Genomic DNA, 13,178 nt, shown 5'->3' with positions numbered 1-13,178 from the left:
CGCAGTTGAAGGCTCCGATCACCGCTCAGACCTTCTTCGTCTTCCACGTGCCGCGTTGGTACCAGATAAAGATCACAATCGCTTCGAAGACGATCGAGACCAGCATGCCGATCCATACACCGTTGATGCCGTAGCCGAACGGCAGCGCCAGCGCGTACGACAGCGGCAGCTTGATCGGCCAATTGGCCAGGAACGCGGCGACCATCGGCGGCTTAGTGTCGCCGGCGCCGTTCATCGCGCTGGTGAGCGCGAACATCGGGGCGCTGACCAGGAAGCCCAGGGCCATCAGTTGCAAGAACGGCGCGCCCGCCGCCACCACCGCCGGTTCGCGATCGAACGCCAGAATGATGTCTTGGGCGAACGCGTAGTAAAGGATGCAGAACACTACGCCGACCGCCGTGTCCACCGCTAGGCCGTGCCGCACCGCGCGCGCCGCCGCATCGACGTCGCGCCGGCCGAGGCTGCGGCCGACCAAACTCGACACCGCGGTATTGATCCCCGAGTACGGAATCCAGTTCACCGAGAACGAACGCAGCGAGATGCCAAACGCGGCGATCGCCGCGGTGCCGAACGAGGCGACGACTTTCAGCAACAGAAACGTCGACAGCGGTCGTGCCATCATCGATAGACTCGCCGGCGTGCCGATGCGCAACATGCGCCAGAATTCGCTGAGGCTCAGCGCCAACGGTTGATGCGCCGGGCGCTTGAACGGCTTGCCGCGTCGCAGCGAGGTGGTGAGGAATACGATGAACCCCCCGGCCCCGGCCAGTAACCCAGCGATGGCGCCGCCGTTCACGCCCCACCCGAGCCAGCCCAGCGACACGCCGCCGAGCCGCAACTCACCCGGCGCGAAGATAAAGAACGGATCGAGCAGGCCGTTGACCAGCACGACGCCCACGTTTATCAACATGGGCGTGCGCGTGTCGCCCGCGGCCTGGTAGCTCGCGCTCAGCGCGATCGACACGAAGAGCGGAATCTGCCCCGCAAACGAGATGCGCAGGTACGAGATCGCCGCCGACTCGACAGCGTCGCCGGCATTGAAGAATCGCACGATGCTGGGCGCGCCGGCGTAGCCGAGCACCGCCACCACGACGCCGAGGATCGCCCCCAGACACATCGCGTGCAGCGCCGCGTTGAAGGCTTGCGCGTGATTTCCCTCGCCGATCCGCCGCGCCACGATCGCCAACGCGCCGGTGTACACGACGTTGGAGATGCCGAAGACGATGAAGAGAATGTTGCCGCTGAGCGAGACCGCCGCGACGGCAATCGTGCCGAGATGACCGATCCAAAACAGATTCGCGAGCGTGAGCAGCGTGACCGTCGACGTCGAGATGCTCACCGGCCAGGCGAGCGCCCAGATCCGTCGATAAGTGATGGGATCCATTTCGAGCGGCAGTGCATCCGCCACTCTGACCGCCGCCGCCTGCTCACGCGCCATGCTCGCTACCGTACCACAAAGTTCGCAGCGGTGGAGTCCGGACTCTCAACGAACGTCGGAGTTCAGCGACAGTGTCGGCGCCGGAATCACGGCTGCAAGAGGCGGCGCCGCCAACCACGGCGCGTGCGGACGAACTGCTCGCGCTCGTGCAGGCGGTGCGCGCGATGCGTCCAGAACTCGATCGTGTCGGGGACCAGCCGATAGCCGGTCCACTGCGGCGGTCGCGGGACGGAGCGGCCGCGGTAGCGCCGGCGCAGCGCGCGCCAATGCGCGAGCAGGGTCGCGCGGTTCGCCATCGGCGCGCTCTGATCCGACGCCAGCGCCGCGAGTTGACTGGCGCGCGGACGGGTCGCCCAGTAGGCGTCGACCTCGGCCGCGCTGACCCCTTCAATCACGCCGTCGATCCGCACCTGCTTGCGCAGGCGATCCCAGACGAACACCGCCGATGCGCGCGGGTTGGCGCGCAGCTCGCGGCCTTTGCGGCTCGCGGCGTTGGTAAAGAACACGATGCCGCGCGCATCGACGCCTTTGAGCAACACGTAACGAACCGACGGTCGCCCGCCGGCGTCGGCGGTCGCCAACGCCATGGCTTCGGGCAGCGGACTGCCGTCGCGCTGCGCGAGCGTGAACCAGCGACGGAAGCGAGCAATTGGATTCGTCGTCATCGCCGCGAGTCTATCCGAGAGCGCCGAGCGGCCCAAGCCGTGACGCTGGGTTTGCGCGACAGGAAAGTGAGATCGCTTCCGACGCATGGCCGGCGCAAGTTTTCCTTCGGCACGCGAACCACGACAAGGCACCGAGGGTTGCTCAAAGGTCCTCTCCCTGAGACTGCCGATTTTCTTCCAAGGCGTGCTTCGACAAGCTCAGCACGAACGGATGATCAAACAATTTGAAAGAGCTTGATCCGCTCACCCTGAGCCTGTCGAAGGGTGTCTTCGCGTTTGTCGACACTCTCCTCGGGGAGAAGGGACCTTGCTCGGCATTGCTCTGCCACGCATCCGTCGCACCCACTCTTTCCCCCCCGCAGTGTTTGCGCGGGCGTCGGTGACTCTATATGACGGCGCCGCCGAGATCGGGATGCAATCGCCGCACACGTCCACACATTGGCTTCGAACGGTGACGCGGTCGGTGCACTCCTCGCCACGCCCGCTTCACGCCTGGCTGCTCGCCGTCTCCGCGTGGGCATGGGTCGGGGCCACGGTCGGGTTGCTGGCGGGCTATCTTACCGTGCAACGCAATCAGTCGATTGCTCTCGAGGGCAACGGTCTGCGTTTCGCCGGCGCCGTGGCCACCGTGTATGCGGCGCTCTTCGCATTCGGCGCTCTCGCCAGCCGGGTGGTTGGCCGCGTGGGGCCGTGGCGCAATGCCTCGCATCGCCGAGCGGCGCCAGCGGCGTCGCTTGCAGCCCGTGCCAGCGCAGAGATCATCACCGCCGCAACCTGCGGTGCAATCCTGGCGATCGGCTTTCATCTCGCCGGCCAACCGCCGTTGAAGACCGTCGAGTTGCCATTTCAGATCGCAACCCTGCTCGCGGCACTGCTCGCAACCGCACCTATGACAAGCCGCATCGCCACGGGACTGCGGCGCGCGTCGGTGAGCCGGATTCTGCCGGTCGCGCTGGCGCTGTCAGGTGTCGCGCTGGTGGCGGCGCTGCGCCCAGCGTCGCGGCCGGAACCGGTCGCGGTCGTCCCACCCGTCGCCGCATCCGCCGCGGGCGCGCGCGTGTTCGTGATCGGGCTCGATGGCGCGGACTGGCGACGCATCCGCCCGTTGGTCGCGCAGGGTCGGCTGCCGGCGTTCGCTGCGCTGATGCGTAACGGCGTCGCCGCGCCCCTCGTCAGCATGAAGCCGACGCTATCGCCGATCTTGTGGACCACGATTGCCACCGGCATGAGCGAAAACCAACACGGGGTTAATGGATTCATGGAGGTGTCGGTCCCTGGGCTCTCCTGTGGCGTCCAACAACTGAGTAACTTCAACCTGCTTCCACAGTACGTCGGCATGCGCCCATTGGTCAGGGAGGCGCTGCGCCGCGAATGGCTGGTCCAAGTTCCAATCAGCTCGTGCCATCGGCGGGTCAAAGCATTGTGGAACATCCTGTCAGAGCGCGGGCGACGCGTGGCGGTCGTGAACTGGTGGGGAACCTGGCCGAGCGAACCGGTGAACGGCTTCCTGGTGTCCGACAACAACCCGAACCGTGCCGCGCGCATGGAAAAGCGGTTCGGCCACACCAATCCGCTCACGTTCGGGGTCACGTATCCGAACTCGTTGATGGCGGAGTTGGCCGAGGGAATCGGCGCGGGAGAATTGGAATCGGGGGACATCCTGGCGTCACCGTTCTTCGCGGATCTCAGCGCGACGGAGCGGGCGGACTTGGAATCGAAGCCGAAAAACCAGGTCGCCTTCCGCTTGATTGACGGCGCGGACGCGTTCAGCGCGGCCGCCGGTCTACAACTGCTGCGCAAGGATCACGTCGACTTCCTCGCTGTCTATCTTCCCGGCATCGACAACGTGAGCCATTTGTTTCCCTTTGCCCGCGGTGTGGTCGATCACTACTACGAACGCGTCGATCGCTGGCTAGCTGAGTATGTTGCGCAAGCGGACGACCACACGACAGTGGTCCTGGTGTCGGATCACGGCTGGGATTACGAGCGCGGCGGCCTGTCGGGCCACGAGCACGCCCCCGACGGCATCCTGCTGATGAGTGGCTATAGCATCCGAGCGGGCGCGCAGTTGGCGCCCGCACCCACGCTGCTCGACGTGACACCGACGCTGCTCGCGTTGCTCGGGCTGCCGCGCGCCACCGACATGCCGGGGCGCGTGCTCACCGAGGCGCTGCAGCCCGAGGTGGTCGCGTCGATCCCGCCCACATCACTCGCCAGCTATGGGCCCTATTCCCCACCGACGCGATTGCGCGGCACCGACGCGCCAGAACTCACCGACGAGACGACGGAGAAACTGCGGGCGCTCGGGTACGTCAAGTAGGTGCGCGGCTACCGAGCCGTCCCTACATCGAGGCAGCCAGCACAGGCGTTCGCTTCACTGCATCGGCGATCTCGTACAGCAGCGCTTCGGTGTCGTCCCAACCGATGCAGGCGTCGGTGATGGAAACCCCGTATGCCAGCGGCACGTTCGGCTTCCACGTCTGCTTGCCGGGCTTCAGATTGCTTTCGAGCAACACGCCCATGATGCGCTCCTGCCCGGCGCGCACCTGCGCCAACACGTCGCGGCACACTTGCGGCTGACGGGTGTGGTCCTTCATCGAGTTGTCGTGCGAGCAATCCACCATGATCGGGCGCGTGATCGCCTCGTCGACCACCAGCGCCGCTGCTCGCGCCACATCGGCGGGTGCGTAGTTAGGCTTGCCGCTGCCGCCACGCAACACGATATGGCGATCGGGATTGCCCCCCGTACGGACCACCGACGTCACGCCGTCGGGGTTGATGCCGAGAAACGCATGCGGCGCGCGAGCAGAGATCATCGCGTTAAGCGCCACCTCGAGACCGCCATCGGTGCCGTTCTTGAATCCGACCGGCATCGACAAGCCGCTGGCGAGCTCGCGATGGGTTTGGCTCTCGGTCGTGCGCGCCCCGATGGCCGCCCAACTCAACAAGTCGGCGATGTACTGTGGCGTCACCGGATCGAGCGCTTCGTAGCCGCACGGCAGGCCGAGTTCGTTGATCTCCAGCAGAATCCGGCGCGCCAACTCCAAGCCGACGGCGATGTCGCACGAACCATCGAGATGGGGGTCGTTGATCAACCCCTTCCACCCGATCGTCGTGCGTGGTTTCTCGAAATACGTCCGCATCACCACCACGACGTGATCGCCAACGGCGTCGGCCACCCGCACGAGGCGCCGCGCGTAGTCGAGCGCCGCCTCGGGATCGTGAATGGAGCACGGGCCGACGACGGCGAGTAATCGCAGCCGATCACGTCCGTGGATGATGTCACGGATCGCTCGGCGCGCGTGCAGCACGACCTCGGTCACTCGCTCCGTGCGCGGCAGCTTCGCCTTCGCCGCGGTCGGTGGCGTCAATGGCAGCACGTCCACCAGGTTCGCGTTTTCTATTCTCTCGCTCATGTCGTTTGCCTTTCGCCAAAAAAAAGCCCCGAGATTGCTCTCAGGGCTTCGGATTCTACTAGTTGAACGCGGCGCTAGCCGTTCACGTAGTCCTCCGTCGCCCCGGTGCCCACCAGGGGAAGGTAAAATACGCAAATCGAAAAGCGCCGCGAGACATAATCGTGGGCACTCTGTAGCCCAGCGAGGGCGTGGTCGTCAAATGCAGGCGACAGTTGGCAACTGGCCGCGCCGACGACGCGGCGCCCTCCAATCAGACTCCGCCACCCTGGGGGCGCCGCACCTTTTCAACGACCTAACCCTATGTGACAAGTGGATCCGTGGGCGAATCCGGGAGGGCGAGCCTTCCGGCGAGCCGCTGGCTCGGTGATGGTGCGGCGGCTCGGCGGGAGCCTCGCCCTCCCAAAACCTCATTCTCAATGACGGTAAGAATGGCACGTTGGAACCCTCCCCCACCGCGCAACCGGTGCGGGCAAACCGTGACCCCACCGCCCATGTTCTGTCACATCAGGGCTAACTCCACCCGCATCGCGAGTCCGCGCCCGACTCCCACAAGCAGCGCGAGTCAGCTATAGAGAAACGCGCTATGAGCCGAGGCACCACATCCATTTGATTGGGAGGAATGATGATCCGGTCGATTTGCTTTATCGGTTTCGCCGCGTTGGGAATCCTGGTGATGGGTTGTACGCAACCGGCGGCGCCGCCACCCACGGCTGAGTCCGCGCTGACCGAGTGCCTCGCGAAGGTCGACAAATCCAACCCAGTGTCGCCACCCACGGCTACCGATCATGCGCCCGCGGCGGCATCCGAATCCGCCGACGACAAACGCGCGCGCTCTCGCGTCTTGGCGCTTCACATGGCTAGCCTCGACATTTGCATGAAGCGGGCGGGCTTCAACTTCAAGGTACCGGACTCCGATCCGGACTGGGTCGCCGCGTTGGCGGCGAAATTCCCCGACACGGGAAAAGCCATCGACTCGGCGGATCCAGATTTGCTCGAAATACAGCGCCAGTTCATGCGCAAGCCGCAATATTGGAAGCACGGCTGACGGACGCCGAGACTGAGCGATGAGCAGCGGTATTCCGCGACTCGAACTGTCCGACATGCCAGCGGAGCTGAGCCACGCGCTGCAGCCGCGGGTGACGCGGCTCGGCTACCTCGGCGAATTTTTCAAGTGCGCCGCCCATCAGCCCGCCGCCCTGCGCACGTTCATGACGCTCACCGACGATCTCAAGGCCGCGCTGCCCGACAACCTCACCGAAGTCGTCGCGTTCACCGTCGCCGGCGTGATGCAGAACGACTACGAGCGACATCAACATGAACGCCTGTGCCGCACGCTCGGGTTCAGCGACGAATGGATTCGCGCCGCCGCGACGTTGCGTGACGGTCCGTTGCGTGACACCGAACGGTTGGTGCAGCGTCTCACCATCGCCGTCATCGCGCAGCGCGGTCAGCATGTCAGCGATGAGTTCAATGCCGTCGTCGCGGCGATCGGCCCAGCGGGCGCCATGGCCGCGCTGTTCCTGATCGGCCGCTACGTCACGCACAGTCTGATCGTGAACGCTCTGCAACTCGCGCCGCCGGTGCCGTCGATCTTCGAGAAAGGGGCAGCCGCGGACATCTGCGATGAGCCCTGATTCCGCGCTGTGGCTGAGTGAAGCCGACGTCGTCTCGCTCATCGATCTGCGCGAGGCCATCGACGCGATCGAGCACGGGCTCAGGCTCGAAGCCCGCGGTGAAGCGTGCAACATGACGAAGACCCACGTCGCGTGGGGCGGCGGTCACACCCTCCACGCAATCGGTGCGCTGTTCTCCACCGCAGGCGTCGCCGGCACGAAGACCTGGACGCACACCGCCGGCGGCGCGACGCCGCTGCTGATCCTGTTCGATAGCCAGACCGGGGCACTGCGCGCCATCATCGAGGCCTTCGCGCTCGGGCAACTGCGCACTGGTGGAATCTCGGGGGTCGCGACTCGTTGGCTCGCGCGCGCCGACGCCGACGAGTTGGCGATCATCGGCACCGGCAAGCAAGCGCTCGCGCAGGTCGCCGCGGTCGCCGCGGTGCGATCGCTGCGACGCGTGCGCGTCTTCAGCCCCAATCCGGCGCATCGCGCCGAGTTCGTCGCGCGTGTTCACAGCGAGTTGAACCTCGAGGCAATTGAGGCGGCGTCGATCGCTGAAGCCGTTGCCGGTGCAGCGATCATCACGTTGGTCACGCGCGCGACCGCCCCGTTTCTCACCGCCGCGATGGTCGCCGACGGCTGCCATCTCAACGCGGTTGGCGCGATCACACCGGAACGCGCCGAGTTCGCGAGCGACATCCTGCCCCGTTGCACCGTGGTTGCCGTGGACAGCCCGCCCGCTGCACAGAAGTTGTCGCGCGAGTTCATGGACTACTTCAATGCTGGCGATTGGAGGCGCGTCGCGCCGCTCAGCTCCATCGTGGCCGAACAGCGCAAGCGGCCACGCGACGCCGACCTCACGCTGTTCAAGGCGATGGGCATGGGCATCGCCGATCTCGCGCTGGGCATCGAGGTGTACGATCGCGCCCGCCGCGCCAACGTGGGCCGGCACATCGCCCAACCGCGACGTGCTCAGCCGCGCCTGCACTAGAAACGCGGTTTGCAGTCTTCTTCGAGGTGCTGAATCATGAGCGACATGCACGCACGCTTTGTTGATTGTACCGGTGCCGCGACGCCCGCGCTCGATCTGTGGCCCGCCCTCATCATCCGCAGAGAAGAGATCGACGCGGAAATCAACCGGCTCGCCAGCTTGCCCACACCGGCGAACGGGCGGCGCACGGCGCTCATCGTTCACCCGCGGGCGCAAGCGCCCGGACTCGGCCTTGCCCCTGGCATTCGCGTCGCCATCGAGGTCCTCAAACCCGGCGAACGCACCCAACCGATTCGGCACAACTCGACGCAGGTGAACTTCTGCATTCGCGGGCGCGGCACCTCGGCGATCGGAGGCCGCACAATCGAATTTGCGCCGTACGACGTCTGGAACACGCCGTCGATGGCCACGTACTGGCACGTGAATGAAAGCGCCGACGTGCATGTGCGTCTCACCTACAGCAACGCCGCACTGCTCGAGAAGCTCAACGTGCACGTGGTCGACGAACATCCACCGGAGTCCGGCCCGCCCGACACCACCATCGAACAGTCCGACGATCCGACGGGCCACAGCCCGTACGGCACTTTCAAGCTCACTGACGCTGGTGCCTATCTGATGCCCTACGAGCAACTCATCAATCCAGCCGCCGTCGAGTCGACGCCGCTGCACTGGCCGTGGCCGCTGGTGAAGCAGCACCTCGATAAACTGGAAGCGCTCGGCAAGTCGTATGTGGGACGCCGGCTCTATCTCATGTTCAACCAGGCGACCGGCCGCACCAACGGCACGACGCAGAACTTCTTTGCAACGATCACCATTCGACCGCCGAAGATCGTCGATCGGCCGCATCGTCACGCATCGGCGGCGATCAACTACTTCTTCGCCGGCAGTGGCCACAGCGTGGTCGAGGGTCAGCGGTACGAATGGCGCGCCGGCGATCTCATGCTCTCCGCGCCGGGCTGGGGCGTGCACAACCACGCCTCGCACGACGAGCCGGTGTACGAGCTGACGATCCAAGACAGCCCGCTGCACATCGCGATGGAGTCGCTGCTGTGGCAAGAAGACCTGCGCCGTCCACTTCGCGTGCTCGGCGCCCAGGAAGGATTTGCGACCAACCGCACGTAGGGGGCCGCAGAACGAAGGCAGCCCACGATGATCACGCTGGACGAGAATTTTTTGCGCGGATCGTTCCCACCGCTGGTGACGCCGTTCAACACCGGCGAGGTGGACTACGATAAGTTTGCCGAACTCGTCGAATTTCAGATCGAGCACGGCTCGCACGGGATCGTGGTGTGCGGCACCACCGGCGAACCGAGCCTATTGACCATCGACGAACGTATGCAATTGCTGCAGGTCGCCATCAACACCGCGGATGGCCGCATCCCCGTGGTCGCCGCCACCGGCGCGCAATCGCATGCCGAAAGCGCCGAACTGCTGGAGCACGCGGCCGACGCCGGCGCGGCCGCCGCGCTGATTGTCACGCCCTACTACATCAAGCCGCCGCAGCGCGGTCTGGTCGAGTACTTCGTCGACCTCGGCACGCGGACCGGCCTACCGCTGCTGCTCTACCACATCCCCGGCCGCACCGCGGTCGACTTGCCACTCGACACCATCGAACGCATCGCCGAAAAGATTCCGCGGCTGGTCGGCATCAAACTCGCAGTCAATGATCTGGGCTTCGCCACCAAATTGCTCGTCCGCTTCGGTACTGACTTCCGCCTCTTCGTCGGTCTCGAAGAGTTGAGTTTTCCGCTGCTGGCGATCGGCGCCGCCGGCCTGATGAACGCCGTCGGCAACATCGCCCCACGCAAACTCGTCGATCTGTGCGACGCAGTTGCGGGTGGCGATCTCGCCGCCGCCCGCACACTGCATTTCGACTTGTTCGAGTTGAACCAGGCCGTGTTCTTCGACACCAACCCGATCCCGATCAAATGGATGATGCGCCGCATGGGCTTGCTCGACAGCAACGAGCATCGACTGCCGATGGTCCCGGCAACATACGAACTGGAGCAGCGCCTCGACGGCGTGCTGCAACGCGCCGGGCTGATCGCTGCGGCGTGACTTCGCGCCACGTGACTTCGTGCAACTGGACTGACCCGCACCCCTGTGGTTAGCTTCGGACGTGCGCGCGAATCAACTGCCTTCACTCTTGCTCGCCAGCGGTCTCGTTGTTGTCGCCGGTTGCGGCGCGCGGCGCCCGGTGTTGTATCCCAACGCGCAATACACCCGCGTCGGTGAGCCCGCGGCGCAGCGTGACATCACGGATTGCATGCAGCGCGCCGAACAGTACGTGAAATCGGGCGGTGCGGATGCGGAGGCGGCGCGGCGGGTCGGAACCCAAACAGCGGTGGGCGCGGGTGTGGGTGCGGCGAGTGGCGCGGTCGGCGGCGCGATCGTCGGCAATGCCGGCACCGGCGCCGCAGTCGGCGCCGCGAGCGGGGCGACGGCGGGATTGTTGTCGGGTCTCCTGGGTTCGTTTCAGTCGCACGACCCGGATCCGGTGTACGCCAACTTCGTCGATCGTTGCTTGCGTGAACGCGGCTACGAGCCGATCGGTTGGAAGTAACTTGGCGCGCGGCGCGGCATCATTCGAAGGGCATGAACATGTGGCTCAAAGAAAACAAATCGCGATTGCCTTCATCTGAAACCGCCCTGCCTGGGCGCACCGACCGCATGCCGGTGCCGGCGCAGCACTTCGTCACCGGTGCACCGCTGGAGCCGCCCTTCCCTGCCGGCATGGAACTCGCGCTGTTCGGTATGGGCTGCTTCTGGGGCGCGGAGCGCAAGTTCTGGACGCTCGCCGGTGTCTATACCACCGCGGTCGGCTACGCCGCGGGCTTTACGCCCAATCCGACGTATCGCGAAGTGTGCAGCGGGCTCACCGGCCACAACGAAGTCGTCCGCGTGGTGTTCGATCCGCAGACGGTGACGTACGAGTCGCTGTTGAAAGTGTTCTGGGAGAATCACGACCCGACGCAGGGGATGCAACAGGGTAACGATGTCGGCACGCAGTATCGTTCCGGCATTTACTACTATGGCGACGCGCAACGACGCGCCGCCGAGGCTTCGCACGAGGCCTACCAGCGTCTGCTGAGTGAAGCCGGTCACGGTCCGATCACGACCGAAGTGCTGCCGGCACCGGAATTCTTCTACGCCGAGGAGTATCACCAGCAGTATCTCGCCAAGAATCCCGGCGGCTACTGCGGCCTCGGCGGTACCGGGGTGAGTTGTCCGATCGGATTGATCGCGCCCGCGCAACCCGCAACTCAGAGGGCGGGCTAACGGCGCTCAGCGGCGTGCGCGACGCCGGCCTTCACCGCCATACAGTTCGCTGACCGCCTGCGCCGTCTGGCGTAAGCGATCGCGCAGGTCGCGCGGTTCGATCACTTCAACCAACGTACCCAGTCCCAGCAAGCGGCCGCACGCGGCCTCGCGCGAATCGAAGGTGAGTTCGATCATCACACCATCCGCGTGGGGTGGTCCGGCGGCCTCGATCGCGGTGCGCACGCGATCACCGAAGATCTGCGGTAGCAACCCGAGGGCGCGTGCCGTCGCGCGCAAGCGGACACGATAGTCCGGGATGCTGGCGATGAAATCGCGCGACCAGGCGGACCAGAATGTCGCCAAGTCGAATTGCCGTGGCCGTTCGAACCGATCCTTCGTGACGACGACGCGCCGGATGCGCGACACGCGATGCACGCGCGTGTCGCCAGCCGTCACCGTGACGAGGTACCAGATGCCACCCTTCACCACCAAGCCGAGCGGATCGACCCGCCGTGTCGCGGCGCCCCCGTTGGCACGCAGATAGGTGAGCCGCACCGTGCGGTCGGCGAACACCGCGTCGCGCAACGCCATGAGTTGCGGCGACCGCTCGTCGGCGCCAAACCACGCCGCCGCGTCAACGTGCAGCCGTTGGCGAACGCGCGCCGCATCGGTTCGCCGCGCCTCCGGCAACCCGGCTTCGAGTTTGACTAGTGCGCTCCGCAATCCCGTACCAAGGCCGACGTCATCCAGCGCCCGGCGCGCGGTGCCAGCAAACAACGACGCCACTTCCGATTGGTTGAGGCCCGTCAGGTCGGTGCGGTACCCCGGCCGCAGCACGCACCCGCCCCGCGGGCCACGCTCCGCATACACCGGAACCCCCGCAGCGCTCAGGGCGTCGAGGTCGCGGTAGATCGTGCGCTCGGACACCTCCAACTGCTCGGCCAACTGCGGCGCCGTCATGCGGCCACGGTGTTGCAGCAGGAGAAGCATCGAGAGGAGTCGGTCGGCGCGCATTCTGGAGCGATCCTATATCTCCGCAATCCTGACAGAGGGTGTCAGGAATAGAAAGATATGTTCGCGCGCAGAAGGAGGAGAGATGACTGAATCCATTCGCGAGCTGCGTGGCGGAAACATGGACATCGATCTCATCCCCAAGCCGGGTCTGGCGTGGGAACAAGAGGCGTGCCCTTGGAACGACGCGGACCAGGCCGCGACACACAAGTGCGCCGTCAAGGACACCTCGATCTGTCGCTACTTCAGGGGGATCAAGGCGCTCGACACTGTCCTGTGCGCGTACCCAACAAGGGAGGATTGACCATGGCAACCTGGAACGAGTTCGAACAAGTCAGCCCCGAAATGGCCGCACGCGGTCGCGCGCTGCTGTACCAGCACGGCATTGGGCTCGGATATCTGGCGACGGTCCGCAAAGACGGCGGGCCGCGCGTCCATCCGTTCTGCCCGATTCTCGTCGGCTCCGGTCTCTTTGGATTGATCGCACCGTCACCCAAGCAGGGCGATCTGCTCCGCGACCGCCGCTTCGCGGTGCACACTTTTCCGGTGCCGGATCGTGACGACGAGTTCTACCTCAGCGGCCGCGCGATTCACCGCGAGGATCGTTCGCTCGCCGACCAGGTGCGCGCTTCATTTCTCGCCAGCGGCGGTACGTCCTCCGCTGACGAGATGCTATTCGAGTTCGATATCGAGCACGCGCTGCTGGCTACCTATAAGAAACGCGGTGAGCCCAATAACTGGCCACCGATTTACACCAAGTGGCACGCGCGACCGTGA

Annotated in this window: 14 protein-coding genes; 10 read left to right on the top strand and 4 right to left on the bottom strand. The window is 65.3% G+C overall.

Annotated elements, in window-relative coordinates; all coding sequences use genetic code 11:
* Positions 1-25: 25 nt before the first annotated feature.
* Together HYR72_17515 and pdxH are read right to left on the bottom strand one after the other, a co-directional pair.
* Positions 26-1,438, bottom strand: a complete 1,413-nt coding sequence (locus HYR72_17515) for an MATE family efflux transporter (protein MBI1816781.1) — start codon at positions 1,436-1,438, stop codon at positions 26-28.
* 86 nt (positions 1,439-1,524) lie between these two features.
* Positions 1,525-2,103 (bottom strand): pyridoxamine 5'-phosphate oxidase, encoded by a 579-nt coding sequence (gene pdxH, locus HYR72_17510; GenBank protein ID MBI1816780.1) that lies wholly within the window; start codon positions 2,101-2,103, stop codon positions 1,525-1,527.
* Positions 2,104-2,554: 451 nt separating this feature from the next.
* On the opposite strand from pdxH, the gene HYR72_17505 reads away from it, so the two are divergent.
* Positions 2,555-4,423 (top strand): alkaline phosphatase family protein, encoded by a 1,869-nt coding sequence (locus HYR72_17505; protein ID MBI1816779.1) that lies wholly within the window; start codon positions 2,555-2,557, stop codon positions 4,421-4,423.
* Positions 4,424-4,445: 22 nt separating this feature from the next.
* On the opposite strand, the gene HYR72_17500 is transcribed toward HYR72_17505, so the two are convergent.
* Entirely contained in the window at positions 4,446-5,519 is a 1,074-nt protein-coding gene (locus HYR72_17500) for a 3-deoxy-7-phosphoheptulonate synthase (protein MBI1816778.1), read from the bottom strand.
* Positions 5,520-6,138: 619 nt separating this feature from the next.
* On the opposite strand from HYR72_17500, the gene HYR72_17495 reads away from it, so the two are divergent.
* From HYR72_17495 to msrA, 7 genes are all read left to right on the top strand, one after another.
* Positions 6,139-6,564, top strand: coding sequence for a hypothetical protein (locus HYR72_17495; GenBank protein ID MBI1816777.1), 426 nt, complete (start codon positions 6,139-6,141; stop codon positions 6,562-6,564).
* Between the two features lie 19 nt (positions 6,565-6,583).
* Positions 6,584-7,153 (top strand): carboxymuconolactone decarboxylase family protein, encoded by a 570-nt coding sequence (locus tag HYR72_17490; GenBank protein MBI1816776.1) that lies wholly within the window; start codon positions 6,584-6,586, stop codon positions 7,151-7,153.
* Positions 7,143-8,129: an ornithine cyclodeaminase family protein gene (locus HYR72_17485; protein ID MBI1816775.1), complete on the top strand. Its 987-nt coding sequence runs from the start codon at positions 7,143-7,145 to the stop codon at positions 8,127-8,129. The genes HYR72_17490 and HYR72_17485 overlap by 11 nt, the downstream gene beginning before the upstream one ends.
* A 45-nt stretch (positions 8,130-8,174) precedes the next feature.
* Entirely contained in the window at positions 8,175-9,251 is a 1,077-nt protein-coding gene (locus HYR72_17480; protein MBI1816774.1) for a cupin domain-containing protein, read from the top strand.
* Between the two features lie 27 nt (positions 9,252-9,278).
* The gene (locus HYR72_17475; protein MBI1816773.1) at positions 9,279-10,187 is read left to right on the top strand and encodes a 4-hydroxy-tetrahydrodipicolinate synthase; all 909 of its coding nucleotides are present in this window, start codon (positions 9,279-9,281) and stop codon (positions 10,185-10,187) included.
* 76 nt (positions 10,188-10,263) lie between these two features.
* Entirely contained in the window at positions 10,264-10,692 is a 429-nt protein-coding gene (locus HYR72_17470; protein ID MBI1816772.1) for a hypothetical protein, read from the top strand.
* 38 nt (positions 10,693-10,730) lie between these two features.
* Positions 10,731-11,408, top strand: a complete 678-nt coding sequence (gene msrA, locus HYR72_17465; GenBank protein ID MBI1816771.1) for a peptide-methionine (S)-S-oxide reductase MsrA — start codon at positions 10,731-10,733, stop codon at positions 11,406-11,408.
* 6 nt (positions 11,409-11,414) lie between these two features.
* On the opposite strand, the gene HYR72_17460 is transcribed toward msrA, so the two are convergent.
* On the bottom strand, positions 11,415-12,404 hold the full coding sequence (locus HYR72_17460; protein ID MBI1816770.1) for a WYL domain-containing protein: 990 nt from the start codon (positions 12,402-12,404) through the stop codon (positions 11,415-11,417).
* Positions 12,405-12,486: 82 nt separating this feature from the next.
* Here HYR72_17460 and HYR72_17455 point away from each other — a divergent pair, with 82 nt between their 5' ends.
* Both HYR72_17455 and HYR72_17450 read left to right on the top strand, forming a co-directional pair.
* A complete protein-coding gene (locus HYR72_17455; GenBank protein MBI1816769.1) occupies positions 12,487-12,705 on the top strand; it encodes a hypothetical protein in 219 nt (72 codons plus the stop codon).
* 2 nt (positions 12,706-12,707) lie between these two features.
* Positions 12,708-13,178, top strand: coding sequence for a hypothetical protein (locus tag HYR72_17450; GenBank protein ID MBI1816768.1), 471 nt, complete (start codon positions 12,708-12,710; stop codon positions 13,176-13,178).

The organism is Deltaproteobacteria bacterium (assembly GCA_016178705.1).
In the GTDB taxonomy this organism is placed as follows: domain Bacteria; phylum Desulfobacterota; class Binatia; order HRBIN30; family JACQVA1; genus JACOST01.
The sequence above is the reverse complement of the archived record's forward strand: the minus strand, read 5'-3'. Positions and strand labels throughout refer to the sequence as shown.

Bases quoted from the DNA above. Each gene is read 5' to 3' on its own strand.
- HYR72_17515 (MBI1816781.1), bottom strand. From the start codon at position 1,438: ATGGCGCGTGAGCAGGCGGCGGCGGTCAGAGTGGCGGATGCACTGCCG.
- pdxH (MBI1816780.1), bottom strand. From the start codon at position 2,103: ATGACGACGAATCCAATTGCTCGCTTCCGTCGCTGGTTCACGCTCGCG.
- HYR72_17500 (MBI1816778.1), bottom strand. From the start codon at position 5,519: ATGAGCGAGAGAATAGAAAACGCGAACCTGGTGGACGTGCTGCCATTG.
- HYR72_17495 (MBI1816777.1), top strand. From the start codon at position 6,139: ATGATGATCCGGTCGATTTGCTTTATCGGTTTCGCCGCGTTGGGAATC.
- HYR72_17490 (MBI1816776.1), top strand. From the start codon at position 6,584: ATGAGCAGCGGTATTCCGCGACTCGAACTGTCCGACATGCCAGCGGAG.
- HYR72_17485 (MBI1816775.1), top strand. From the start codon at position 7,143: ATGAGCCCTGATTCCGCGCTGTGGCTGAGTGAAGCCGACGTCGTCTCG.
- HYR72_17480 (MBI1816774.1), top strand. From the start codon at position 8,175: ATGCACGCACGCTTTGTTGATTGTACCGGTGCCGCGACGCCCGCGCTC.
- HYR72_17475 (MBI1816773.1), top strand. From the start codon at position 9,279: ATGATCACGCTGGACGAGAATTTTTTGCGCGGATCGTTCCCACCGCTG.
- msrA (MBI1816771.1), top strand. From the start codon at position 10,731: ATGTGGCTCAAAGAAAACAAATCGCGATTGCCTTCATCTGAAACCGCC.
- HYR72_17460 (MBI1816770.1), bottom strand. From the start codon at position 12,404: ATGCGCGCCGACCGACTCCTCTCGATGCTTCTCCTGCTGCAACACCGT.
- HYR72_17455 (MBI1816769.1), top strand. From the start codon at position 12,487: ATGACTGAATCCATTCGCGAGCTGCGTGGCGGAAACATGGACATCGAT.
- HYR72_17450 (MBI1816768.1), top strand. From the start codon at position 12,708: ATGGCAACCTGGAACGAGTTCGAACAAGTCAGCCCCGAAATGGCCGCA.